This is a genomic window from Rhodococcus ruber NBRC 15591 (genome assembly GCF_001894945.1).
In the GTDB taxonomy this organism is placed as follows: Bacteria; Actinomycetota; Actinomycetes; order Mycobacteriales; family Mycobacteriaceae; genus Rhodococcus; species Rhodococcus ruber.
Genome location: NZ_BCXE01000001.1, coordinates 47,424 through 72,501, shown reverse-complemented (window position 1 = coordinate 72,501; position 25,078 = coordinate 47,424). Strand labels below are relative to the sequence as shown.

Sequence of the window (25,078 nt, the reverse complement as noted above, 5' to 3'; positions counted from 1 at the left end):
GGGGGCGAGGCGGACGGATCGGACAGTCGCGTCAGGGCTGACGGCCCACCCCGTACGCGGCGGCGCGGTCGCGCACCAGGGCGAGGTACTCACCGGAAAGGTTGTAGGCCATGAGGGCGCGCGTCCACCCCTCGGCGGTGGTGAGGTCGCCTCCGCGGTCGCACAGGTAGCGCCCGGCGGACAGGGCCGCGTCGTCGATGTTGTCGGGATCGGCGACGCCGTCGCCGTTCGCGTCCACGCCCCAACGGGACCAGGTCTCGGGAATGAACTGCATGGGCCCGACGGCCCGGTCGAGAACCGGATCACCGTCGAGGCGGCCCCCGTCGGTGTCGCGGATCTCGGCCAGTCCGGGCCCGCCGTCGAGGGGCACGCCGCGGATCGGCGGGTCGACGCGGCCGTCGGGGGCGATGGCGGCGCCGTTGTACCGGCCGTGCCGGCTCTCGACGCTTCCGATGCCGGCGAGGGTCGTCCAGGCGAGACCGCAGTCGGGGCGCGCGGCGGCGAGGGCGGCGGCGGCGTGACCGTAGGCCTCGAGCGCGGTGCGGGGTATGCCGAGTGCCTCGGCCTGCGGCGCGGCCCAGTCCCGCAACTGATCGGCGGTGCGGCCTGGGGCGTCGACGTCGATCGCCGGGACGGCGGTGCCGGGTGCGGGTGGGACGCCGTCGGGGATCGGGATGCGCGGCTCGCGTGGGCTCCAGACGGCAACGCCGACGACCACGAGGATCACCGCGACGACGGCGCCCAACAGGACGCGCGGCCACGGGGAGCGTCGCGGCGAGGCGGCAGGGGGCATGGTTCCCATCATCCATATCTCCGGCAAAGCGCAGGTAAAGGGACCAAGGTCCCTGTTGCCGATATTCCGGCCGGGTGTATGTTTTCGGCTTGCGTCACCTAATAAAGGTTCGCCTCACCTAACTACTGGAGTCGTATCCATGTCCGTGCTCGCCGCGAGGTCCGGGGGGCCGTCGACCGCCACCCAGCCGAGGGGGTCCGGTCTCATCGGTCTCCGCCAGCGCCTCGAAGCGGGCATCGTCGTGCTGATCCTGGTCGCCTTCCTCGCCTCGGCACCACCACTCGCACCGGGCCCGCCGCCGAAGTCGCCGCGATCCTCGCCTCGCTCGTCGCGGACCTCCGCCCGGATCCCACCGTCCTGCACGTCGTCGCCTGGGTGAGCTGTCTCGCCGTCGTCCTGTACCCGCGTCCCGTCGCACCGGCGCGCACGGCCGAACCCGCCGTCGCCGCCTGACTCCCCCTCCTGTTCGAAAGGCACCGATCACATGCGCCGATCCACGTACGCCCTCGCGGCGGCAGCGGCCCTGCCGCTCGCTCTGGCGGGCTGCACCGAGAAGTCGACCGCAGGCGACGACACGATCGCCGTCACCGCCACCGACGACGCGTGCGAGGTGGCGGCGTCGGAGGCCGCGACCGGGCTCGCCACCTTCAGCATCACCAACGACGGAACCAAGGTCACCGAGTTCTACGTGTTCGCCGCCGGCGACCGGGTGATGGGCGAGATCGAGAACATCGGCCCCGGCCTCACCCGGCAGCTGATGGTGAACCTGCCCGAGGCCGGTACCTACGAACTGTCCTGCCGCCCCGGGATGGTCGGCGACGGCATCCGACAGGAATTCGTGGTCACGGGGGACTCCCGAGCCGCCGCCGACGCCGACGGCAAGCTCGCCGAGGCCGGGGACGGTTACCGCCGGTACATCCGCAGCCAGACCGAGGCACTCGTCTCCGCGACCGGCGAGTTCGTTGCCGCCGTGAAGGCGGGCAACGTCGACGAGGCCAAGCGGCTGTTCCCGATCAGCCGCACCTACTTCGAGCGAATCGAACCCGAGGCGGAGAGCTTCGGCGACCTCGACCCCCGGATCGACCTGCGCGAGGCCGACCTCGAGCCCGGTCAGGCGTGGACCGGCTTCCACCGGCTCGAGAAGGACCTGTGGGTGCAGGGCGCCCAGCCCGACACGGCTGCGATCGCCGATCAACTCTCCGCCGACGTCCGGGAGCTGGCCGAGCTGGTGAACGCCGACGACTACACGGTCGATCCGACCAGGATCGCCGGCAACGCGCAGGGTCTGCTCGACGAGGTCTCGACCTCGAAGATCACCGGCGAGGAGGACATCTTCTCGCACACCGACCTGTGGGACTTCCAGGGCAACGTGGACGGCTCCCAGGCCGCGGTCGCGGCCCTGCGCCCGATTCTCGACGCGAACGACCCGCAGCTGGCGCAGGCCATCGACGCCCGCTTCGCCGATCTGGACGCCGCGCTCGCGCAGTACCGGCAGGGCGACGGCTTCGTCTCCTACGACACCGTGACCGAGCCGCAGCGCCAGGAGCTGTCCCGCCTGCTCGACGCACTGTCGGCCGAGGTGAGCAAGGTGCAGGGCGTCGTCGCGGGGGCAGCGGGCGCATGAGCGAGACGCCGACCTCCGCGCCCGCGTCCCGCGCGGGCATCTCCCGCCGGCGCCTGTTCGGTGCCGTCGGTGCCGGAGCCGCGCTCGCCGGGGCGGGCGCGGTGGTCGGCCGGGTCACCGCCCCCGGTACGGACGCCGGCACCGCCGACACCGTCCCGTTCCGGGGTGCGCATCAGGCCGGGATCGTCACGCCGGCCCAGGACCGCATGCACTTCGTCGCCTTCGACGTCACCACCGACGACCGGGACGAGGTGATCGCGCTGCTGAGGACGTGGACCGAGATGGCCGAGCGGATGACTGCCGGTCGCGAGGCCACCGAGGACGGCGCCACCGGAGACGGCCCCTACCATCCGCCCACCGACACCGGCGAGGCCCTGGACCTCGACGCCTCGCAGCTGACCCTGACCATCGGGTTCGGGCCGTCGTTCTTCGACCGGTTCGGACTGTCCGAGCGCAGACCTGCTGCGCTGCAAGATCTTCCGCACTTCCCGGCGGACAACCTCGATCCCGCGCGCAGCGGCGGTGACATCGCGATCCAGGCATGCGCCAACGATCCACAGGTGGCGGTGCACGCCGTCCGCAATCTGGCCCGGGTCGCGTTCGGCACCGCGTCGGTGCGCTGGTCGCAGCTCGGCTTCGGGCGCACCTCGTCCACTTCCACGTCGCAGCAGACACCGCGGAACCTGTTCGGGTTCAAGGACGGAACGAACAATCTCAAGGCCGAGGATCCCGCGGCGCTCGCCGAATCGGTCTGGGTGGACGCCGGCGACGACCAGGCCTGGCTCGCCGGCGGCACCTACCTGGTGGCGCGACGGATCCGGATGCTCATCGAGCAGTGGGACCGGGCGGTGCTGCAGGAGCAGGAACAGGTGATCGGCCGCACCAAGCGCGAGGGCGCTCCGCTCGGGAAGACCGGCGAATTCGACGAACTCGATCTCGAGTCCAAAGGACCGGACGGGCCGTTCGTCCCCGTCGACGCGCACGTGCGGCTCGCGTCGGCCCAGCACCTCGGCGGGCTGAAGATCCTGCGCCGGGGATACAACTTCACCGACGGCTCCGACGGACTCGGCCACCTGGACGCGGGCCTGTTCTTCATTGCGTTCTGCCGCAACCCGCTCGAGCAGTTCGTGCCGATGCAGCGCGAACTGGCGCGACGGGACGCACTCAACGAGTACATCCAGCATGTCGGGTCGGCGGTGTTCGCGTGCCCGGCCGGGCCGGCGCCGGGCGAGTACTGGGGGCAGGCGCTCTTCGAAGCGTGAGGGACGACGGGCCGGTTCAGGCCCGGTCCCCCACCGGCGTCTGCCACGGGAGCTCGATCCGCTGCCGGTGCAGCAGTTGCTCGACCGCCTCCGCCGACTTCGGACGGCTCAGCAGGAAGCCCTGCGCCCGGTGGCATCCGAGTTCGAGCAGCTTCGTCGCCGCCGCGACGGACTCGAGCCCTTCGGCCACCACGTCCAGCCCGAACGCGGAGGCCAGCCCCATGATCGACTCGACGATGACGCGGTCGCTCTCGCTGCGCTGCAGATTCAGCACGAACGCCTTGTCGATCTTGAGGGTGTGGACCGGAAGGGACTTCAGGTGCGCGAGCGAGCTGTAGCCGGTGCCGAAGTCGTCGATCGCGCAGCACACTCCGAGGCGCTCGAGCCGGCGCAGTGTCTTACGCGAACGTTCGAGATCGCTGACGACCACGTACTCGGTGATCTCCAGACACAGGCACGAGCTGCCGAGGCCGAACTCCTCCAGAGCGCTCTCCACCGTCTCCACGAAGTCGAGGCTCACCAGCTGCACGGGCGAGACGTTCACACTCATCGTCAGGTTCAGGCCCGGGATACGCCGCCGCCACTCGGCCAACTGTTCGCACGCCGTCCGCAGCACCCAGCGCCCGAGTTCGCCCGCCAGATTCGTCGACTCGGCCACCTCGATGAATTCGGCCGGCTGCAGCTTGCCCAGCACCGGGTGATTCCACCGCACCAGGGCCTCGACCCCGAGAATGCTGCCGTCACGCAGGTCGAACTCGGGTTGATAGTCCAGGGTGAGATGCTCGTCGTCGATCGACGTCCGCAGGCTCAGTTCGATGAGGTTGCGGCGCTCGCTCGCGCCCCGCATGTCCTCGGTGTATGCGACGACGCTGTTGCCGCCCTTGCTCTTGGCCATCAGCATCGCCTCGTCGACACGCCCGAGCAGCGCCACCGGGGTGATCCGTCCGGGCTCACCGACGGCGACGCCGAGGCTGCCGCCGCGGCCCACGACCTGGCTGCCCAGCTGCACCGACATCCCGACCGCCCACCGCAGTGCCTCGGCACGTTCCCGGGCCGCCTCGAGCGATACGGCACCGTCGAGCACGACGACGAACTCGTCACCGCCGAGGCGGGCCACCATGTCCTTCGGATCGCACACGCGCGACAACCGCTGCGCGGTGCGGCACAGGAACACGTCGACGGCGGCGTGACCGAGAAAATCGTTGAGCGGCTTGAGTCGGTCCAGATCGAGAAACAGGACGGCGACCGGTCCCGGCTGCCCCCGCTTCAGCCGTTCCTCGAGGTGTTCGAGGAGGGCGCGCCGGCTCGCGAGACCGGTGAGGTCGTCGTGATAGGCCGCGTCGCGCAGGTCCTGTTCGGCGCGGACACGGGCCTGCACCTGCGCCAATAGGGCCGCGATCATCATCAAGGTGTTGATCTCGTTCTCACTCCAGTCGCGATCACCGGCCTTGATGAAGCCCAGGGTGCCGGTGGTGACGTTTCCGGAGATCAGCGGCACCGCCGCGACCGAGACCTCGGGCACTCCCGAACCCAGGCGCACGCGGTTCGCGTATTCGGCCCCTGACTGTCCGGGACGACTGACCGCTGGTTCCTTCATGGTCTCCGTCATGGCGAAGATCGGGTCGGCGTCGCGGAAGTGCACCACCCCCAGAGGATCCGGGTCCGGCACGAATTCCCGCGGGGGCCACTCGGCGACGAGCACGGTCGCGTGGATCTCGTGGTCGTTGTAACGAAGAAAGCAGTTGTCGACCTCGAAGTGCTCGACGAGGTCCTGGAGCACTTGCTCGATCACCGAGTGATGAGACACGGCGTCCGCCGGCATGAGGCGGGAAGCGACACGGGTGACAATGTTCTCGAAGCTCTTCTCCACCATCTCAAACCCCTTGGGAACAGCACATTCGACGCACACGGGACCGCATCAGGGATGTCTTCGAACCCTATCCGAGCGGCGCGCGCTGCGAACCCGTTCCGGCCGCGCCCGCGCCACCCGGAGCAGGAGGGCGAAACGCAGGCCGGTCGGTCTGTCGAACGCGTCGTCGAGCGCCGACTGCAGCTTTCCGAGCGCGCCGAATCGGACCTCGGAGAGTCGGACGAGGTCGGTGTCGTCCTCGGCGTAGAGGAACACCGGGGAGGCCGGCTGGACTGCAAGACCCATGCCGTGGGCGCGGATCCACACGCTCTCGGCGGTCATCCCCGCCCGGACGTAGTCGGCGGGCTGTGGCCCCGGCGCGAAAACCGCCACGAGAGCCGAACTGCTGCGCACCCGCATTCCGGTCAGACGACCCAGCCCGTGCCCCAGGTCCCACTCTCCGAGTTGGTCGAGGACATCGTTTCGCACCGCCAGGTCGAGCATCGTGCGTTCCGCGTCGTCCATCCCGAGTGTTCCGACGTCGATGCCGCTGGCGGTGTCCTCGGAGTGCGGCCACCGCAGTTCCGCGAGCATCTCCCGGCGCAGAACGGGCGTCAGGTAGCGGATCCTGTCGGATTCTGCGAGCAACTCCGCGGTCTCGGCGAGGCGATCGGCGCCGGTGACGACCCGGATCCGGCCGCCCTCCTGCTCGGCCGCCTCGTACAGGGCAGCCGTCTCGGCCTCGGAAAGCGGCGATCCGTCGCCGGGTCGCCGATTGGTGCCGCGCGAGAGCATGGGCTCGTACTGGGCGGCCAGGACCGAATCGGTTCCGTCCGAGAACTGCATCGTCGCGAGCACTTCGCGCGGCGGCTCGGCGGCGTCCCGCTCGAGCACCCGGACCGCACCGAGTATCCGGTGCGCCGCCGCGGCGATGCGCGCGTTCTGCAGGGCTGCGCCCAGCGCCACGTAGCTGCCTCGGGCGTGGATGTCGATCGCGGTCGGCGTGAAGTCGTCGGCGGCGGCGACCTCGAGCCGCTCGCCGTCGGCCGTGATGGACCACGGCTGGCTGTTGCCTCCCGAGGGGGCCCGGCTTGCGGCGTGCAGCACCCGGTCGATCGGATCATCCGATTCCGCGGGCGGAGGTACGTCTGTGCCGGCCCGGCGTCCGGGATCCGCGGGGAGTGCCAGGGCGTCGAGACAGGCTTCGACGTCCACGCGGCCTCGTCCCGCATTCAGGGGTTGGCCGAGGCCGAGCCGTCGCACCACCGCGGCGACCGTCGCGCCGCCGAGCATCACCTCGCTGCCGAGCTGAGGCCAGGTGGCCAGCGTCTGCTCCACCTCCAGCAGGGACGCGGCCATCCGGGTCGAGATCCGCTCCGGTCCGAGCAGGCGCAGCGCGTACGGGATCTTCTCCCGGCCCGACAGGGCGGCGAGGCGATCCGGCTCGATCTCGCCGAGCAGTCCGTGGAACGGCCGTCCCGGCAGCAGATCGTAGCGTTCGACGTCGATCAATCCCCGGTCACTCGTTTCCATCACCACCGGCACGGCCCGTCGGGCCGCCTCCGCACGCAGTGCGACCTTCACGTCCAGCGAGTCGCACTCGTCCACGACGATGTCGAGGCCGTCCAGGAACTCGCCGACCGTCTCCGGTCCGATCCCGTCGGGCCACACCGACAGGGGCAGGTACGGATCCAGCTCCGAGAGTCGTCGCGCGGCCACGACCGCCTTGTTCGTGCCCAGGTCCACGAGGGAGGCCGGCACCCGGTTGAGATTCGACAGCTCGATCGGGTCGAAGTCGGCGAGCCGCAGTTCCCCGCACACCCCGTCGAGCACCAGCGCCTGTGCGACCGAGAAGCCGACGCTCAGGCCGACGATTCCCACAGTCGTTCCGCGCAGCCGGTCCTGTTCGGCGGAGGTCACCTTGTTCCGATTGCGGTCCAGCCGCAACCGCCGGAACGAGTGCGGTCCGAGCACACGGACCACGGTCCGGCGCCACGGGTAGTGGACCCACCGGGCCGGCTCGTCGAGCACGTCACTCCCGGCCGGCGGGAGCACTTCGCGCAGTCCCCGCACCTGATCGGAGAGACGATCGACGACGACAAGTCCGGGTTCGGAGCGCAGGCGGTCGAGCCCCTCCATGTCCTCCGGCCGGTCCTCCGCGAACACCGACGGCGTCCATCCGGCCTCGCCGTCGGACCTCACGCGGGCTCCCCGCCGACGGGAAACCCGTCCACTTCTCGTCGGAGTTCGTCGCCGAGGGGATCGGCGTGCAGACGGTCCCACCACATGAGCCGGGTCCGATAACGGGCGTCCGGATACGGAGTAGCCGGCATGCTCTCGTCGACCACTCCCCCACAGGTCCGCCACAGATCGAGGAGGTTGTCGGCGGCGGTGGCCATCATGTAGCGGGACTGGAGGAGGTCCATGAACTTGGCGCCCATCCGGGCTATGGCCAAGGTGAGTTCCCGGCGCTGGGGCACGTCCTCGGACACCCATGCGGCCTTCGCCTCGATCAGACCGAAGGGGATCCGGCTCTCGATCATGCGGCGGAGCCGCTCGACGTGCTCCGGAGCGTTCCACTCGGTCAAGGCATGGGACTCGTCCGCACTCCGGAACGGCCCCTGGGCTCGTACCCCTCCCACGACGACTCCCCGTCGATCCACCCCCGCGCAGAACATCGCCGTGCTGTCGCCGCTTCGCACCGTCTCGTAATCCAGTGCGGACTCGACCCCGAATCGGCGGTAGGCCCCCAACGCCCGGGCAAGATATTCGTTCCACAGGTCCGGCGCCGCGGCGGGCACGGCGGCGACGAACGAATATCCCGAGGCCGGATCGCTGTAGGTCGAGACACGCTCGCGCACCGAGTCCGATGCGACGCGCACTGCTCGATCCACTGTCGGCCTCCGACCTTGCGGATGACCCCGCACGGAGTCACCCGGTGGACCACATCAGGCCCTCTCGCTCACCGTCATGCTCCTCGACCGGGACAGCACGGGTCATACATGTGGCTGTATGGAATCGAGTATGCAGTATCGGGGTGTTCGCCACAGCCTTCTTCAAGCCAGAGATATGTAGAGTTCCGTCTCTCCCGACGGGCCGATGACAGCCACCTCCTCCCGGTAGGCCCGCTCGATCCGCCCCTCCTTCTCGGCGATCTCGACCTGGTGCCACACGTCCTCGACGGGATCGGAGTGGTCGCTGTCCGGAACGAAGCGGGCGAAGTATCCGGTGGGGACCCGGACCAGCGAGTCCCCGGCCGTCAGGTCGGACAGTCCGTCGCAGCGACGGCCGACCACCGCATTCCAGCCGACCTCGGGGTGCCAGATGTAGACCACGACCACCGCGCCGATGCCGCGCGCGCGAATGCGGTCCTCGGTGAAGGTCAGCAGTTCGGACCGCTGACCGGACGACCCCGGCTCGAGCCCCGGCAGAACCAGCCCCCCCACATAGTGGTCGTGCAGCTTGGTGAGTTCGAAACTCATTGCGCACCAGCCTTTTCCGGAGTCCGGATCGCTACGTACATATCGATGCGGTACGCGTGGGGATAGAACTCGAAGTCACCGGTGAACGACCGGACGACCTCCCCCGCCTCCTCGGCGGCACGGATCTGGTTCCACAGATCGATGAAGACGCCGGGAAACGTGCCGGTCGAGGAGAACTTCGCGTACGTCCCGGCGGGCAGACAGGCCACGAGATGACCTTCGGTCACCTGATCCAGCGACTCGCACTGGTATCCGACCGTCTGGGTGTAGTAGGAGTCGATGTCGACCGCGTGATCGGTGTAGGCCGAGGCCAGCGGCCCACCGAGCTCCTGCTTGAGCACCGCCGACCAGGCCCGTTCGAGCGCCCGGTCGCGAACCTTGCCGAGAGCCCGGCGCGGGCTCCGCACGGGCAGGCCGGCGACGAGGGTCTGTTCACGCTGCACGATCTGAAACGACATCGGGCGACCTCCCCAGGATCTCACGGTACGCCTCGACACCCCTGCGTGCCCGACCCACGAGTGAGGGTGTGAGTGGTTCCGAGTCTAGGGGTGTCTACCAACTGGCGCCAAACAGCAAGCAAAACAATCTTTCGGTTTGTTACAGGCTTTCATTCATCCTCCAGGTATGATTACCTTGTCTAGTCGGACCTGATGTTGCGAAAATTCTCGTCGCACGGTCCCGGCCGACTGCCCGAGGGGTGTGATCAATGAAGTGCCGCCTGTGCGAATCGGACCGGCTCCTCAGCGTGCTCGATCTCGGCGCCACGCCGCCGTGTGAGCGCTTCCTGGCCGCCGACGAGCTGGACCTGCCCGAAAACACCTACCCCCTGCACCTGCGATTGTGTGAGGAGTGCCTGCTGCTGCAGATCCCGGCACTCATCACACCCGAGGACACCTTCACCGAGTACGCCTACTACGCGTCGTTCTCCGACTCGTGGGTGGACCACGCCCGGCAGTTCGTCGAGACCGCCGTCCGCGACCTGCAGCTCGGACCGGACTCGTCGATCGTGGAGGTCGCCAGCAACGACGGCTACCTGCTGCGGCACGCGGTCGCGGCCGGCATCCCGTGCCTGGGCATCGAACCGTCGGTGAACGTCGGCGCCGCGGCACGTGGGATCGGCGTCCCCACCGTCACCGCATTCCTCGACGAGGGACTCGCCGAGGACATCCGCGAAGAGTACGGGCCGGCCGACCTGGTCGTGGCGAACAACGTCTACGCCCACATCCCCGACCTGCTCGGCTTCACCCGATCGCTGCGCACCCTCGTCGCCGACGACGGCTGGATTTCCATCGAGGTGCACCACGCGCTGAACCTGGTCCGCGAAGCGCAGTTCGACACCGTCTACCACGAGCACTTCCAGTACTACACAGTGCTGTCCGCGATGCGGGCGCTGGCCACCGGCGGTCTGTCGGTCGTGGACGTCGAACTGCTCGGCACCCACGGCGGATCGATCCGGCTCTGGGCCCGGCCGGACGAGGTCGCAGGTCCCCCCGGGACACGGGTGGAAGCCGTGCTCGAGGAAGAGCGCCGGGCCGGTCTCCACACGACGGCGGGCTACCGAGAACTCGAAGCCCGCGCCCGTTCCGTTCGCCGAACCCTCCTGCGCTTCCTCCTCGACTGCCACGATCAGGGCCTGTCCGTCGTCGGTTACGGCGCACCGGGAAAGGGAAACACCCTCCTCAACTACTGCGGTATCCGCCCGGACCTGATGGCGTACACCGTCGACCGCAACCCGTACAAGCACGGGCGTTACACCCCCGGCGCCCGGATCCCGATCCTGCCGCCGGAACAGCTCGAGAAGGACCGGCCCGACGTGGTCGTCGGCCTGCCGTGGAATCTGGCGGCGGAACTGACGACCCAGTTGCAGTACATCTCCGCCTGGGGCGGCCGGCTCGTCTTCCCGCTCCCCGAACTGCACACCACCATCGGCCCCGCCGACTTCGTCAGGAGGATCACGGTATGAAAGTCGTTCTGTTCTGCGGCGGCTACGGCATGCGGATGCGCAACGACCGGACCGACGAAATTCCCAAGCCCATGCAGATGGTGGGCCCGCGGCCGCTCCTGTGGCACATCATGAAGTACTACGCCCACTACGGTCACACCGAGTTCGTCCTGTGCCTCGGCTACGGCGCGGCCAAGATCAAGGACTTCTTCCTCGACTACCACGAGGAACAGTCCAACGACTTCGTGCTCCACGACAATCGGGTCGAGTTGCTCAACACCGACATCAGCGACTGGTCGATCACCTTCGTCGACACCGGTCTCGAATCCGCGATCGGCGAGCGCCTGCGCCGCGTGCGCGAGCACCTCGGCGACGACTCGCACTTCCTCGCCAACTACGCGGACGTGCTCACCGACGCTCCCCTCGACGTGATGATCGAGCGGTACCACCGGTCCGGCGCGACGGCGTCGATGCTCGTCGTCCCCCCGCAGTCGTCGTTCCACTGCGTCGATGTGGCGGAGAACGGCGAGATCAAGGAGATCGTTCCGGTCAGCCGTTTCCCGATCTGGGAGAACGGCGGGTACTTCGTGCTGAGTCAGGAGATCTTCGATCTGCTCCCACCCGGGGGCGACCTCGTCGCCGACGTCTGCGGCACCCTAGCCGGGCAGGGTCGGCTGTACGGCTATCGGCACAACGGCTTCTGGAAGCCGGCGGACACGTTCAAGGAACGCGCCGAGCTCGACGACAACTACGCCCGCGGCATCCATCCCTGGACCGTGTGGGAGACGGCGCGGGCGGTGGTGACATCGTGATCGACCTGCACGTCCTCGACGTCCGCGAGATCGCGGTGCTCGGCGCGCACTGCGACGACATCGCGATCGGGATGGGTGGCACGCTGCTGAGCTTGATCGCATCGGCGCCGATCCCCCCACGGGTGCACGCGTTCGTGCTGTCGGGTGAGGACTCGCGACGCGAGATCGAAGAACGCCACGCGCTGGCCGCACTGTGCCCCGGGGCCGACGTCGAGCTCACGGTCCTCGACGTTCCGGACGGCCGAGCCCCCGCGTACTGGGACGCGATCAAGACCGCCCTCGAATCCTTCCGGCACACCTGCGAGCCGGACGTGGTGTTCACACCACAGCGCGGTGACGCCCACCAGGACCACCGGTTGCTGTCGGAACTGGTCCCCACGGTCTTCCGTGACCACCTCGTGCTCGGCTACGAGATCCTCAAGTGGGAGGCCGATACCCCGCACCCGGCGATCTACCACCCGCTGACCCGCAAGGTCGCCGAGGAGAAGGCCCGGATCCTCCTCAAGTACTACCCATCCCAGGCCGGTCACGACTGGTTCGACGAACAGGCGTTCCTGGGCCTGTCCCGCCTCCGCGGTGTGCAGTGCCGACGTCCGCACGCCGAGGCATTCGTCCTGGAGAAGGCCACCCTCCGCTTCGGAAAGGCATGACATGCGCGTCCTCGTCACGGGTCATCAGGGGTATCTCGGGTCGATCATGGTGCCGGTTCTCCGCTCCCACGGTCACGAGGTGACCGGCCTGGACTCGGGTCTGTTCGCGGACTGCCTGCTCGGCCCCGCGCCCGACGAGCCGCCGGCCCTGCGCCTCGACCTGCGAGACGTCACCGCGTCCCACCTCTCGGGTTTCGACGCCGTGATCCACCTCGCCGCGCTGTCGAACGACCCGCTGGGCTTCCTCGAACCCCGGATCACCTACGAGATCAACCATCAGGCATCAGTGCAGCTGGCCCGGTGTTCGAAAGCCGCGGGTGTGCGCCGGTTCCTCTACGCCTCGACCTGCTCGGTCTACGGTTCCGCCGGCGACGACCTGGTCGGCGAGAACGCACCGCTCCGCCCGCTCACGCCCTACGCGGAAAGCAAGGTGCGGGTGGAGGACGACGTCGCCGCGATGGCCGATTCCGGCTTCTCCCCCGTGTTCCTGCGCAACGCGACCGCATTCGGGTTCTCGCCACGGCTACGCGCCGACATCGTCCTGAACAACCTCACCGGTTCGGCGTACCTCACCGGCGAGGTCCGCGTGCTCTCCGACGGAACGCCGTGGCGGCCGCTCGTGCACGCACAGGACATCGCGGAGGCCTTCGCGCACGCCCTCGTCGCACCCACCGAGCGCGTGCACTGCGCGGCCTTCAACGTGGGCACCGAGGCCAACAACGTCACCGTCGCCCAGATCGCCGAGGCCGTGGCCGACACCGTTCCCGGCGCCATCGTTGCCATCACCGGCGAGAGCGGCCCCGACCCCCGGTCGTACCGCGTCGACTTCTCCGCTGTCCGTAGAGCTTTCGACGGGTACGAGGCTCGATGGACGGTGCGCGACGGCGCGGCGGAGCTGTACCACAGCTATCGCCGATACGGCCTCACCGCCGACGCGTTCGCCGCGCGCTTCACCCGGCTCGCGCATCTGAGCCGCCTCCAGGAGACGGGCGAGCTCGATTCGACGCTGCGATTCCAGCGGATCGGGGTCTCGGATGCGTGAACTAGAGCGAGGCGAGAAGATCGGACCAGGTGCCTGCGGCGTCGTCCCGCGCACTGATCACGCTGACCGGCAGCGGCCAGGCGATCGCGAGGGTCGGATCGTCGTAACGCACCGCGACATCCTCGGCCGGATCGTGCGCCCGGTCGATCCGGTAGCACACGTCGGCAATGTCCGTCAGCGCCTGGAAACCGTGCAGGAATCCCGGTGGGACGAACAGGTTCGCGAACTCGACGTCGTCGAGCCGGAACGCTTGGTGCCGACCGAAGGTGGACGATCCGGGGCGGACGTCGACGAGCACGTCGTGGACCGCGCCGTGGGCACACCGCACCAGCTTCGCCTCGCCGCGCCCGGATCGACCGTGCATGCCACGCATCACCCCGCGCACGGATCGGGACTGCGAATCCTGCAGGAAGTCGGAAGCACGTACGCCGGTCGATCCGGCCTGTTCGTCGAAGAGCCGGGCATCGAATGTGCGGGTGAACAGGCCTCGTCCGTCCCGGAACGGCTCGGGACGGAACACCAGGACGTCGCGCAACTCCGTCGTTTCGACACGCACCCGACGATTCTCCCGCACCTTCCGTGGCCCCGGCACCCGAATGGACCCGAAGGGGTGCCGACATGACGACCTGCCGCGGCTGCGGCGGCGCCGACGTCGAACAGGTTCTCGATCTCGGTGCGATGCCCGCAGCAGACCACTTCCCCCTCGCCGGGACCCTCGTCACCCCGGCCGAGACGTCGCATCCGCTGGCGATGGCCCTGTGCCGGGGCTGCGGCCTCGCGCAGCTCGCCGACGACGACACCGTCCCCGACGAACCCCGCGGTGTCGAACCGCACGCCCTGCGCGAGCAGGCCGCCGCCGCGGTCCGCGACGTCGCGGACGCCGGTTGGCTCACGGGCCGCACGGTCGCCGAGTTCGGAAGCCCCCACGGCGGCACCTGGTTGCCGCTGCTCACCGACCGCGGATACGAGATCGTGCCCACCCGGCGTCCGGCCTCGCTCGTACTCGACTGCTTCGGGATCATGCACGAACCCGACCAGCACGCCGCCTTCCGGCAACGCACCCGTGCCCTCACCGCCGACGGCGTCCTGCTGCTCCAGTTCCACTCGCTCGCCACGATCGTGCGGCAACGGCAGTGGACGGCGCTGCGGCACGGCCACTTCGCGTACTACTCGCTGACCGCACTGCGACATCTGCTCGCCGACGTCGGCCTCCACGTCGCCGACGCCTGGACCTTCGACCTCTACGGAGGCACCGTCCTCGTCGCCGCGACCCACGCGCGCCGGCCGTTGTCCCTCGCCGCCCGCCGGATCCTGACCGACGAGAAGGCCGTCGGCGTCACCGAACCCGTCGCCGTGCACGCGCTGCAGCGGGCCGCCGACGAGCAGGCCGTTGCCTTGCGCACCTGCCTGCAGGCGATGGCGCGGCAGGGACGGCGTGTCTACGCCTACGGCGCGGCGTCCCGCGCGGTCGCGCTGTTCGCCCGGGCCGGCCTCGATCAGCACCTGGTGGCGGGGGTCGCAGACGCCTCCCCCGCCAAGCAGGGCCGGCGGATGCCCGGCACCGACGTGCCGATCATCTCTCCCGAGCAGTTGCTGCGCCTACGGCCGGATCGCGTGCTCCTGACCCTGCCCGACCTGCTGCCAGAGGTGCGGCGGCGTTATCCGGAACTCGACGGACGGTGGATGATCCCGGCCGACCATGCGGCGCCGCGACGCGGGACGCACGGCCTGCGAGCCGCGCGGGTGACCACCGGCGCCGGAAGCGAGGTGCAATCGTGACCACCAACGCGCGCCGCGGCCCACGGGCCGTGTTCCTCCACCGGCCGCAGGCCGTGCAGCCCCGCGGCGCCCTGCCGGCCTCCGGTTCGGACGCCGCGGCGGGGCCGATCACCCCACGGCACTTCGCCGCTCGGTTGCGGGCGCACATCGACTTCTTCCCACTGACCGCGGACCTGGTGGTGCTCTCGGTGGTCTTCGCGCTCACCGCGGCCGGCGGACCGGTCGCGAGCGCCGCGCTGCTCGTCCTGCTCATGACGATCCTGGGCACCTACCGGGCACACCTGACGCTCTCGGTGCTCGACGACCTGCCACGCATGCTCGCCGCCGTCACCCTCGCCGGGGTGGTCACGGCGCTGACACTCGCACCCTACGGACCGTCCTTCGGCGCCGTGAAGGTGACCGCCGTCGCCTTCACGGTCGTGACGCTCTCCCGTACCGCCGCCTACGCCGCCGAGCGGCGTGTCCGGCGGAACGCGCGTCACCGGCGCCGCACCGTGATCGTCGGGGGCGGTGAGATCGCCGCGATGCTGGCGGACGAGATCGCCGGCGAGCCGTCGTGCGGACTCGAACTGGTGGGTCTTCTCGACGACGACCCCCGGCCCGATACCGTGCGCCGCCTCGACGTACCCGTCCTGCCACTGAGTGGAAACCTGCGAGAATTTCTCACCGCCAAGCAGATCAGCACGGCCATCCTCGCCTTCTCCCTCGTTCGCGACTGCGACATGCTGAAGATCCTGCGCGAGTGCGACCGCCTCGACTGCGAGATCTACGTCGTGCCCCGACTGTGGGAGATGGCGGCCGTGAGCGGGGACATGGAGCGCATCGGGGCGATGCCCCTCACGCGGGTCCGCCGTGCGGCGCACCGTTCGCTCACATGGGGAATCAAGTTGTGGACGAGCCGGGTCCTCAGCGCCGTCGCGCTCGTCGTGCTGGCGCCGCTGCTGGTGGTGACCGCTGCCGCCGTCTGGTTCTCCGACAGATCGGCACCGATCCTGTTCCGGCAGCGACGCATCGGCCTGGACGGCCGGGATTTCGAGCTGTTGAAGTTCCGCACCCTGAAGCCTGCGAACGAGGACGAATCCGCCACGAACTGGTGCATCGCCGGTGACGCCCGCCTCGGCCGCGTGGGCAAGGTACTGCGCGCGACGTCGCTGGACGAGCTGCCGCAACTGTGGAACGTCGTCCGCGGCGACATGACTCTCGTCGGGCCCCGGCCCGAGCGGCCGCACTTCGTCGACAAGTTCGGTGCGACGATCCCCAGCTACACGGCACGACACCGGGTTCCGGCCGGCCTGACCGGCTGGGCGGCCGTGAACGGGCTGCGTGGTGACACGTCGATCGTCTCGCGGGCCCGGTACGACAACTTCTACATCGAGAACTGGGGGCTGTGGTTCGACCTCAAGATCATGCTGCGCACCGTCTCGGCGGTCCTCTCGATGAAGGGACGATGATGGACACCCGGAGCGGCCGTGCCGTCAACGTCGCAGTGTCGCCAGCATTCCCCGGGACCGCGCCGACAACCGTTCGAACGCGGCCCGCACGAGGCGCGAGTCCCCGGCGATCACGTCCTTCCGGGACACCAGGTCCGGGTAGTCCTTCGCGATTCGGTGGTGAAAACGCATCATGTCCGTGAGCTTGCTGAGCGAGGACGTCCGGCTGCACAGGTTGAACGTCGAGTCACGCCATGCCGCAACACGTTCGGACATCCCGAAGAACATCCCGAAGGTCGAGACCCGGGCGAACAGGTCCACGTCCATCGGGAACACCAGGTCACCCCGGAAGCCGCCCACCCGGTCGAAGTGCTCACGCCGGAACATCGCGGCGGCGGTGGGACCGAAGTCGGCCGGCCCGCGGCGCACGATCGTGCCGATGAGGGCGCGCGGGGTGTGCAGGCCCTCGAGTCCGGGGATGCCCAGCCCGCTCTCCCGGATGTCGCCGGCTTCGTCGATGACGTCGAACCGTGCGGAGGTGAGCGCGACGGTCGGATCGGCCATCACCCTCGCCTGTGCCTCGATCGACCCGGGACGCAACAGGTCGTCGGCGCACACGATCTTCACGAGCGTCCCGCCGGACAGGGACACGGCCTTGTTCCAGTTGTCGCCGATCGAGAGCACCGCGTCGTTGCGGACCACCCGGACGCGGGAGTCGTCGAACGAGCGCGCGATGTCCGCGGTGCCGTCCTCGGTCGCGTTGTCCAGCACCAGGACGTCGAGGTCGGCGTCCTGTTCGAGGATCGAGCGCATGGTCGCGTCGAGAGTGCGGACTGCGTTGTACGCGGGGACGCAGACAGAGATCGAAGCGGTCATGAGAACCCTCCGTGACGTTCGAGTTCCGTCGCCGGAAGGGCGTCACCACCCAGGCGGCGGATCGTGCGGGGTGCCGGCTCGGACCTGCGTCGGAGCGTACCCGCATTCGAATCGGGATCGCACCGCATTCCCTCGACCCCTCGCGGACGCCGGGCAGCCGACGGCGGTGTCGCCGTGACACCCTCCGCCCCTACCTCCGATCGTCGGCCCGGCCCGCCGCTGCGGATCCACATGACCGGATCCGAGTGGTTCGCCACGGCACCCGGCGGGCTGAACCGGTACTTCACCGACCTGTACCGCGCCCTGCGCCACCGGCCGGGCGTCGACGTGTCCGCGATCGCGTTCGGCGACCCGGAAACGGGCGGGCAGAGCTGGGGCCCGACGGGCGGATCGACGCTGCGCCGAGCCTGCGCCGCCTTCCGGGACCGCACCGCGCTGCCCCGCCAGGCGATCATCGACCGGCATTTCAGCCTCTACGGGCGTCCGTCCGTCGGCCGGCGCGGCCCGCACCCGCTCGTGGTGCATTTCCACGGGCCGTGGGCAGCGGAGAGCCGCCTGGCCGGATCCAGCGAGATCGCCGCACGCGCCAAGTACCAGCTCGAGCGCGCGCGATATGCCGGCGCCGACCGGTACGTGGTGTTGTCCGGACACTTCCGGGACGTACTCGTCCACTCGTACCGCGTCCCACAGGACCGCATCCGGGTCCTCCCGCCCGGGGTCGACCTCGACCGCTTCCGTGCGACGGACGTCCCGGGTTCCGCACGCACGGTGCTGTGTGTGCGCCGGCTCGAGCGGCGGATGGGCGTGCACGTCCTTCTCCGCGCCTGGCCGGGCGTCGTCGCCGCACATCCGGACGCCCGCCTGGTGATCGTCGGCACCGGCACCGAGGAGGCCGCGCTGCGGGCTCAGGCCGCCGAGTCCGCGGTAGGCGATTCCGTCGTATTCGAGGGCCGCACCGACGATGCGCGGCTGGCACACCTGTACGAGCAGGCCGCCGCGACGGTCGTGCCGTCGGTGGCACTCGAGGGCTTCGGGTTGATCGCGCTCGAGTCGCTGGCTGCGGGCCGCGCCCCTGTCGTCACCGACTGCGGCGGTCTGCCCGACGCCGTGCGCGGACTCGACCCGTCGCTGATCGTGCCCGCAGGCGACGCCGAGGCCCTGGCCGACCGGATCGCCGGTGCGCTCTCGGGCCGGGTGCCGGGGCGACGGGGATGCCGCATCCACGCCGAAACCTACTCCTGGGACGTGGCCGCCCAGCGGCACGTCGCGCTGTACGCGGAGCTGGTGTCGTGACCAGCGCGCTCTTCGTGACCCACACGGCCGCACCGTCCGGCGCCGAGATCGCCACCGCCCGGTTGGCGAAGGCGCTACGGGACCTCGGTGTCGACGTGGCCGTGGCCTTCGCCCAGGACGGTCCGATGGCAGAGCGGTTGCGAGCGGTCGGCGTCGGCACCACGATCCTGCAGGGCACGTTCGACAGCCGGGCGATGACGGTCACCGATCCCACCCTGCCCGGGTTGCTCGCCGGTGCCGCTCGGCTGGTCCGGCTCGGATGGGAGCTGGGAGCCGTGGCTGCCGAGCGGGGTGCCACGGTGGTGATCGCCGAGAGCTCGAAGGCACTGATCATGGGCGCCGTGGCGGCGCGCCGAGCGCGAGTTCCCCTGATCTGGCACGTGCACGACCGGGTCTCCGCCGAGTACTTCGGTCCGGTGCTCGCCACGATCGTCCGGGGTCTGGGCCGCTCGCTCAGCCGCGGTTACATCGCCAACAGCAGATCGACGATGTCCTCGTTGATCCCGCGCCGGTGCGCCCTCGTGGCGTATCCCGGCGTCGAGCCGGCACGGAGTGCACCGCGGCCGCCGCAACGGGAACCGGCGGAGACGGTCGTCGCGGTCGTCGGACGGCTGACGCCGTGGAAGGGACAGGACGTGTTCCTGCGTGCCGTCGCGGAAACGGCAGTGCGTCCGGCGCACATCTACCTGGTCGGCGGCACGTTCTTCGACGAGGAACCGTACCGCGAGCGACTCGAACGCCTCGCCTCCGACCTCGACCTACCCGTGACCTTCACCGGGCATGTGGACGACCCCGAGGGCTACATGCGGGCCGCAGACATCCTCGTGCACTGCTCGGTCATCGCAGAGCCGTTCGGCCAGGTGGTGGTGGAGGGGATGCGGGCCGGATGCGCGGTGATCGCCTCCCGCCCGGGTGGCCCCACCGAGATCGTCGATCCCGGAGTGAACGGACTGCTGGTCGACGCCGGTGACCGACACGGGCTCACCGCAGCGCTGGACACCCTGATCGGCGACCCGGACCTGCGCAGCCGGTTGGCGGTCGCGGCCCGGCAGCGCGCCGAGAGCTTCGACATCACCGAATCCGCGCGGGCGGTGGCGCGTTTCCTGGACACGCTCGGAGTCCCCTCCCACGCGGAGGTGGACGCCACATGATCGAGGAACGCGGAATGAACAAGGCCGTCGCGCTGGTGCGGGACATCGGCTTCGTCAGCTTCGGCAAGTACGGTCAGTACGTCGTCACGGCCGTGACCCTCCCCCTCATCGCGCGCGTCCTCGGGCCGGAAGGGCTGGGACTGCTCGCGATCGGAATGTCGGCCTACTTCATCGGATCACTCCTCGTCGATCTCGGGATCACCCAGTTCCTGGCGGCGAAAGTCCCCAACTCGGACGTCAACCAGATCCGCGGCGACTATCTCACCATCCGCCTCACTGTTCTCGGCACCCTCGGCACGGCGCTCGTCGCCGGCCTGATGCTGGGCGTCGACCCCCACGTCCACATGATCCTGCTCGGCTTGTTCGCCGGAGGCTTCTGGTCGGTGTCGGAGGACTGGGTGTTGATCGGGCAGGGCAGGTTCGTCGCCTCGACGGTCTACCAAGGGGCCGGCCGGCTCGCGTACCTCGCGCTGTTGCTGGTGGTGCTCCCGCGCTTCCCGAGCGCCTCGGTGGCATTGCTCTGCATGCTCGTCTCGTCGATCCTCACCGTGGCGCTCACCTGGCGGGATTCGCTGCGCAAGTACGGACGTCCCGCGCGGCCGCGCCGGATCGTTCCCACCGTCCGGATGGCCGCACCCGTGTTCACCTCCCGCCTGCTCGTGGTCAGCTACGGGCAGGGGGCCGCGGCCATCTACTCGGCCGTGCTCGACGCGGCATCGCTCGGCCTGTACTCGGCCGGCGACCGCCTGGTGCGGGCCGTGCAGTCCATGCTGGATCCGATCGGTTTCGCGCTCCTGCCGCGCATGGCCCGTAGCAGCGGCGGCGCTCGGTTCTGGCGGCGCGCGACCCTCGCGATGCTCGCGTGCGTCGGCATCGCCGTCCTCGTCACCGCGGCATTGTGGATCGCCGCGCCGCTCGCGGTGCGACTCGTCTTCGGCAGCGACTTCGCCGACGCCGTCCCGCTCCTTCGCGTCGAGGTCCTCATCCTGCCGGCGACCGCACTGAGTTCCTTCGTCACGACGGCGGTACTGCCGGTGCGGGAGGACACCTCCGGCGTCCTGATCGGCGCGATCATCGGCACCTGCATCGCGGCCGTCGCGCTCTACATGGCCTTCCGGACCCATTCGGTGTGGGCGCTCGTGTACGGCACCGTCGCCTGCGAGTTCGGCGTGGCCCTGTGGTACGTCCTGCGGACACGGCACCTGGCTCTGCGCGAACGGCGACCCGCGCCGTCCGAAGCGGACGTCGACGCCGCCGACGTCCCCGTTCCCCGGGGGGAGAAACGATGAGAATCCTCTACATCGGCGACGACTGGGTCGGCAGCAACGCCCGCTCGCTGGCCGACGGCTTCCGGCAGGCGGGACACGACGTGGTCGTCGTGGACACGACCTCCGTGACGCTCCCGGCGCGGTTCTCGCCGCCGTGGATCTACTCGAAGACCCGAGGACAGCGCGCACCGTGGGACCTCGACGCCGTGCACCACCGGATCGAGTCGATTGCGGCGGACTTCCGGCCCGATCTCCTGTTCTGTTTCCGCACAGTACATCTCGACCAGCGCCGGTTGCTCGACACACCGGCCCGCCTGCACGTGCACTACAGCCCCGACGATGCCTCGAATCCGTACAACACGTCACCGGGTTACCTCCGGTGCGAACGCGAGTGGGATCTGGTGGTCACCACGAAACGGCACAACGTGCCGGAACTGATCGATCGCGGAGCCCGCGCGGTGAAATTCGTCCCGAGCGCCTACGATCCGGCCTGGCACCACCTCTCGGCGCGTCGGGACCCGCGCCGGTACCTGGTCGGATTCGTCGGCAACTGCCGGCCCGACCGCCGCGACACCGCCGTCGCCCTGGCCCGCCGTTACGGCGAGCGGATGCTCGTCCGTGGCCCCGGCTGGCGACGCGTGCCGGCACTGCGTCGCACCCACGCCGTCGTCGGCGGGCCGGTGTACGGGGAGCACTTCTCCGTGTCGGTCGCCTCGATCACGGCCAATCTGGTGTTCCTCAACTCCGACAACCGCGACACCCACACGTGCCGCACGTTCGAGGTGCCGGCGGCCGGCGGGTTGTTCGTCGGGCAGCGCACGAACGAGCACGCGGCGCTGCTCGCGGAAGGCCGCGAGTGCCTGCTCTTCTCCGACGACGACGAGCTGCTCGAGATCCTGCAATGGTGCGAACAGCATCCCGAGCAAGCCCGCGCGATCGCCGAGGCCGGACACCGACGGATCGTCACCGGTCACCATCGGTACGTCGACCGGGCGGCGGAGATCGTCGCGGTGCTGGAGGACGGAGAGAGCTCGCCCGGCGCGGGCATCGCCGGGCTCGCACCCGCCGTGGTGGACCGCGACCGCGGAGTGCAGGAGGGGGCACGGTGACCGGCCCCGGCATCGAACTCGTCCTCGTGGGCACCGCGCTGATCACGATCGTCGTCGCGGCCGCCTACATCCGCGGCGTCGCGCGGGTGTTCCTGATCGCGCAGGCCGTCTACTGGACCCTGTCGTACATCGCGCGTCCGCTCGTGTTGCTCGCGGTGCAGCCGCGACCACGGTACGCGGACAACATCGCCGACCCGCGGCTGGCCACGATGGGCTACGACCGTGGCATCGCGGAGGTCCTGCAGCCGGTGGCGTTCGGCCTGTGGGTGTACGCCGGTGCCGTGGTGGCCTACGCGATCTGGGCTCGCCGGCACCACCCCGCACCGCGGCCGGCCGCCGGTGACTTCGTCCCCACCCTGGCGGCCGTGTACGCCCTCGGTCTCCTCGGACGCGCGGTCACGTACCTCACCGGATCGACGGGGCAGGCCGGTGACGTCCAGAGTTCCAATCCCATACTGGGATTCGTCGCCCAGCTCGCCACTGTCGGGGCGATCGGCCTGATCATCTTCATCCGGCCTGCGGACCGCCGGACGACCGTCGCACTGCTCGCAGCGCTGCTGACGGTGGAGTTGCTGTGGACCGTCGTGGTCGAATCGAAGACGCCGATCATGAGCGCCGCGATGGCCGTGGCCGTCCGCTTCGCCATGTACGGCTGGACGCGACTGCGCGTGGTGTACGTCGCCGTGATCTCCGTGGTGGGCATCGGCGGGTTCGGGTGGCTGCAGTCGATCAAGCAGCCCGACTACATACAATCCGAAGTCCTGGCCCGAGATTCGGCGTATCCGCCGTGGGTGCAGCCGTATCTGAGCATCCTGCGGCGGTTCGATCTGCTCGAGGCGGCCACGGACAGCTACTACATGACCATGCGCCCGTGGATGACCCCGTTCGAGGTAGTTCAGCACGGTCTCCAGAGCCTGATTCCCGCGCAACTCCTCGGCACCGAGAAGCTGCGATCCGGCACGGCGTGGGCCACCGAGGTACGGGGGTCGTCCATGGACATGAGCCGGGTGTCGGTATCCCTCGCCGACGGGAACATCAACGAGGGCTTCGTCATCGCCGGCTACGCGGGCGTGGCGGCCGGGGTGCTGTTCACCTTCGGCCTGCTCCTGCTCGGCGTGCGGGCGCTGCAGGCGCGGCACATCGTGGTCGTCGGCCTGGGCCTGGCGATCACGGCATCCCCGATCCTCTTCGAACGGGGAATTCTCGGCAGCATGGAGGTCATCGGCAAGTCCCTCCAGCTCGTAGTGCTGATCTGGCTCGTCGACATGACGGTGCGCGAATACCGCACACGCACCGGCGCGGCGAAAGACCCGGTCTCGGCACCACACGAAATCGGCACAGTCGTCGGGGTACGAACAAAGGGGTGGAGCAATGGCACTGAGTGACTACACGGGCATAATCCGGCGCAGATGGTTGACGGTGGTGGCGACGGTCCTCGCCTGCACGGCCCTGGCGTGGGCGTACGCGTCGACCATTCCGACCGCGTACGTGTCGACGACCCGGATGTACGTGTCGATGGCGACCGGAACGTCGGTCAACGACTCGTACCAGGGCGGTCTCGCGGCGCAGCAGCGCATCACGTCGTACCCGTACGTCGCGACGGGCGCCACCGTCGCGGACCGGGTGGTCGACAGGCTCGGGCTGACCATCTCCCCGGGCGAGCTCCAGGGCAAGGTGTCGGCGACGTTCCCGCCGGCCACGACCCTGCTGGACATCACGGTCACCGAGACCACCCCCGAAGCCGCGCGGCAGCTCTCCCGGGCCGTCGCGGACGAGTTCGCGCAGCTCGTCGCGGAGATGGAGACCACGGTGATCGGAGCGGCACCCGCCGCCCGGGCCTCCGTGATCGATCCGGCCCCGCTGCCCAGCGCACCCGTCGGCCCCGACACGAAGCGCATCCTCGCACTCGGCGTCCTCGCCGGTCTCGGACTCGGATTCCTCCTCGCGTTCCTCCGGGACCGGTTCGACCCGACGATCCGGACACCGGAGCAGCTCGGCCGCACCGTCGGCCTGCCGATCCTCGGGACGATCTCGCGCAGCAACACCGACGCGGCGAAGGACATCGGGCGCCTGCGGGCCCACATCACCGCCGCCCGCGGTGACCGGGACCGGATGGTGGTGATGCTGACGAGCTTCACCGAGCGCTCGAAGCCGTGCGTCGCGGCCCGGCTCGCGAAAGCACTGGCGGACACGGGTGCCCGCGTGGCGCTGATCGACGCCGACACCTCCGGGGACGGAGTCACGGGCCGGCTCGACATGCAGTCCTACGCCGGTATCGCGGAATGGCTGCGCGACCAGTACCCGCCGCTGACCGAGCTGCCGACGTGGTCGGAGGCCGGAGTTTCGGTCCTGCCCCTCGGCGCCGCCGACGAACGCACGCCGGACCTGCTGACGTCCGAGCGGTTCGCCGACATCCTGTCCGGGCTCGGGGAGCATTTCGACTACGTCCTCGTCGCCACCGCCCCCGTGCTCACGGACTCGGCCGCCCTGAGCCTGTCCGCGCACTGCGACGCGACGATCGCCGTGGTCGAACTCGGGACGACGAAGGCACCCCGGGTACGGGCTGCCGCGGACAGCTTCGCCGCGTCCGGAACCGGCCTCGTCGGTGCGGTGGCGACCGTCCCGGCACGCGCGCGCCGGTTCCCCCAGCCGAAGAAGCGGCGCACGCAAGCGGAACCGGACCTCGGTCTCGTCTACTCCCCCTAGTCCCGAGGGT

22 protein-coding genes and 1 pseudogene are annotated in these 25,078 nt (G+C 69.6%); 15 read left to right on the top strand and 8 right to left on the bottom strand.

The features are described 5' to 3' along the window. Positions 1 to 31: 31 nt before the first annotated feature. Complete coding sequence (locus RR3_RS00320; protein ID WP_064065924.1) at positions 32 to 793, bottom strand: lytic transglycosylase domain-containing protein; 762 nt, start codon at positions 791 to 793, stop codon at positions 32 to 34. 139 nt (positions 794 to 932) lie between these two features. Between RR3_RS00320 and RR3_RS25050 the strand changes: the two are divergent. The 3 genes and pseudogenes from RR3_RS25050 to efeB form a co-directional block, all read left to right on the top strand. After that, positions 933 to 1,067, top strand: a pseudogene (locus tag RR3_RS25050) (iron transporter); the annotation flags it as partial. Positions 1,068 to 1,277: 210 nt separating this feature from the next. Beyond that, complete coding sequence (gene efeO, locus RR3_RS00310; RefSeq protein WP_064065922.1) at positions 1,278 to 2,417, top strand: iron uptake system protein EfeO; 1,140 nt, start codon at positions 1,278 to 1,280, stop codon at positions 2,415 to 2,417. Then, the gene (gene efeB, locus RR3_RS00305; RefSeq protein WP_064065921.1) at positions 2,414 to 3,679 is read left to right on the top strand and encodes an iron uptake transporter deferrochelatase/peroxidase subunit; all 1,266 of its coding nucleotides are present in this window, start codon (positions 2,414 to 2,416) and stop codon (positions 3,677 to 3,679) included. Before efeO ends, efeB begins: the two co-directional genes overlap by 4 nt. 16 nt (positions 3,680 to 3,695) lie before the next feature. Here efeB and RR3_RS00300 read toward each other — a convergent pair whose 3' ends face one another. From RR3_RS00300 to RR3_RS00280, 5 genes are all read right to left on the bottom strand, one after another. After that, positions 3,696 to 5,552 (bottom strand): putative bifunctional diguanylate cyclase/phosphodiesterase, encoded by a 1,857-nt coding sequence (locus RR3_RS00300; protein WP_010592915.1) that lies wholly within the window; start codon positions 5,550 to 5,552, stop codon positions 3,696 to 3,698. A 45-nt stretch (positions 5,553 to 5,597) separates the two neighbouring features. Next, the gene (locus RR3_RS00295) at positions 5,598 to 7,730 is read right to left on the bottom strand and encodes an Rv1355c family protein (RefSeq protein ID WP_010592916.1); all 2,133 of its coding nucleotides are present in this window, start codon (positions 7,728 to 7,730) and stop codon (positions 5,598 to 5,600) included. Next, the gene (locus RR3_RS00290) at positions 7,727 to 8,410 is read right to left on the bottom strand and encodes a hypothetical protein (protein ID WP_064065920.1); all 684 of its coding nucleotides are present in this window, start codon (positions 8,408 to 8,410) and stop codon (positions 7,727 to 7,729) included. Before RR3_RS00290 ends, RR3_RS00295 begins: the two co-directional genes overlap by 4 nt. A 174-nt stretch (positions 8,411 to 8,584) precedes the next feature. Next, on the bottom strand, positions 8,585 to 9,010 hold the full coding sequence (locus tag RR3_RS00285; RefSeq protein WP_010592918.1) for a hypothetical protein: 426 nt from the start codon (positions 9,008 to 9,010) through the stop codon (positions 8,585 to 8,587). After that, the gene (locus tag RR3_RS00280; protein ID WP_064065919.1) at positions 9,007 to 9,468 is read right to left on the bottom strand and encodes a GyrI-like domain-containing protein; all 462 of its coding nucleotides are present in this window, start codon (positions 9,466 to 9,468) and stop codon (positions 9,007 to 9,009) included. The genes RR3_RS00285 and RR3_RS00280 overlap by 4 nt, the downstream gene beginning before the upstream one ends. A gap of 248 nt (positions 9,469 to 9,716) precedes the next feature. On the opposite strand from RR3_RS00280, the gene RR3_RS00275 reads away from it, so the two are divergent. The 4 genes from RR3_RS00275 to RR3_RS00260 are packed head-to-tail and all read left to right on the top strand — an operon-like array spanning position 9,717 to position 13,456. Beyond that, positions 9,717 to 10,973, top strand: coding sequence for a class I SAM-dependent methyltransferase (locus tag RR3_RS00275; protein ID WP_017679531.1), 1,257 nt, complete (start codon positions 9,717 to 9,719; stop codon positions 10,971 to 10,973). Continuing rightward, positions 10,970 to 11,764, top strand: a complete 795-nt coding sequence (locus tag RR3_RS00270) for a glycosyltransferase family protein (protein ID WP_010592921.1) — start codon at positions 10,970 to 10,972, stop codon at positions 11,762 to 11,764. The genes RR3_RS00275 and RR3_RS00270 overlap by 4 nt, the downstream gene beginning before the upstream one ends. Continuing rightward, positions 11,761 to 12,414, top strand: coding sequence for a PIG-L deacetylase family protein (locus tag RR3_RS00265; protein WP_029539901.1), 654 nt, complete (start codon positions 11,761 to 11,763; stop codon positions 12,412 to 12,414). The genes RR3_RS00270 and RR3_RS00265 overlap by 4 nt, the downstream gene beginning before the upstream one ends. Position 12,415: 1 nt before the next feature. Beyond that, positions 12,416 to 13,456 (top strand): NAD-dependent epimerase/dehydratase family protein, encoded by a 1,041-nt coding sequence (locus RR3_RS00260; RefSeq protein ID WP_064065918.1) that lies wholly within the window; start codon positions 12,416 to 12,418, stop codon positions 13,454 to 13,456. 1 nt (position 13,457) lies between these two features. On the opposite strand, the gene rfbC is transcribed toward RR3_RS00260, so the two are convergent. Further along, positions 13,458 to 14,012, bottom strand: coding sequence for a dTDP-4-dehydrorhamnose 3,5-epimerase (rfbC, locus tag RR3_RS00255; RefSeq protein WP_010592924.1), 555 nt, complete (start codon positions 14,010 to 14,012; stop codon positions 13,458 to 13,460). A gap of 62 nt (positions 14,013 to 14,074) precedes the next feature. Between rfbC and RR3_RS00250 the strand changes: the two genes are divergently transcribed. Both RR3_RS00250 and RR3_RS00245 read left to right on the top strand, forming a co-directional pair. Continuing rightward, a complete protein-coding gene (locus RR3_RS00250) occupies positions 14,075 to 15,235 on the top strand; it encodes a class I SAM-dependent methyltransferase (protein WP_064065917.1) in 1,161 nt (386 codons plus the stop codon). Beyond that, positions 15,232 to 16,686: a sugar transferase gene (locus tag RR3_RS00245; protein ID WP_064065916.1), complete on the top strand. Its 1,455-nt coding sequence runs from the start codon at positions 15,232 to 15,234 to the stop codon at positions 16,684 to 16,686. The genes RR3_RS00250 and RR3_RS00245 overlap by 4 nt, the downstream gene beginning before the upstream one ends. 24 nt (positions 16,687 to 16,710) lie before the next feature. On the opposite strand, the gene RR3_RS00240 is transcribed toward RR3_RS00245, so the two are convergent. After that, entirely contained in the window at positions 16,711 to 17,541 is an 831-nt protein-coding gene (locus RR3_RS00240) for a glycosyltransferase family 2 protein (RefSeq protein WP_064065915.1), read from the bottom strand. A gap of 231 nt (positions 17,542 to 17,772) precedes the next feature. On the opposite strand from RR3_RS00240, the gene RR3_RS00235 reads away from it, so the two are divergent. The 6 genes from RR3_RS00235 to RR3_RS00210 are packed head-to-tail and all read left to right on the top strand — an operon-like array spanning position 17,773 to position 25,068. Beyond that, positions 17,773 to 18,834: a glycosyltransferase family 4 protein gene (locus RR3_RS00235; RefSeq protein WP_064065914.1), complete on the top strand. Its 1,062-nt coding sequence runs from the start codon at positions 17,773 to 17,775 to the stop codon at positions 18,832 to 18,834. Continuing rightward, positions 18,831 to 19,985 (top strand): glycosyltransferase family 4 protein, encoded by a 1,155-nt coding sequence (locus tag RR3_RS00230; protein ID WP_064065913.1) that lies wholly within the window; start codon positions 18,831 to 18,833, stop codon positions 19,983 to 19,985. Before RR3_RS00235 ends, RR3_RS00230 begins: the two co-directional genes overlap by 4 nt. After that, on the top strand, positions 19,982 to 21,274 hold the full coding sequence (locus tag RR3_RS00225; RefSeq protein ID WP_010592930.1) for a lipopolysaccharide biosynthesis protein: 1,293 nt from the start codon (positions 19,982 to 19,984) through the stop codon (positions 21,272 to 21,274). Before RR3_RS00230 ends, RR3_RS00225 begins: the two co-directional genes overlap by 4 nt. Continuing rightward, complete coding sequence (locus RR3_RS00220; RefSeq protein ID WP_010592931.1) at positions 21,271 to 22,362, top strand: CgeB family protein; 1,092 nt, start codon at positions 21,271 to 21,273, stop codon at positions 22,360 to 22,362. Before RR3_RS00225 ends, RR3_RS00220 begins: the two co-directional genes overlap by 4 nt. Continuing rightward, positions 22,359 to 23,747, top strand: a complete 1,389-nt coding sequence (locus RR3_RS00215) for a hypothetical protein (protein ID WP_064065912.1) — start codon at positions 22,359 to 22,361, stop codon at positions 23,745 to 23,747. The genes RR3_RS00220 and RR3_RS00215 overlap by 4 nt, the downstream gene beginning before the upstream one ends. Continuing rightward, positions 23,734 to 25,068 (top strand): tyrosine-protein kinase domain-containing protein, encoded by a 1,335-nt coding sequence (locus RR3_RS00210; RefSeq protein WP_029539903.1) that lies wholly within the window; start codon positions 23,734 to 23,736, stop codon positions 25,066 to 25,068. The genes RR3_RS00215 and RR3_RS00210 overlap by 14 nt, the downstream gene beginning before the upstream one ends. The last annotated feature ends 10 nt before the right edge of the window (positions 25,069 to 25,078 follow it).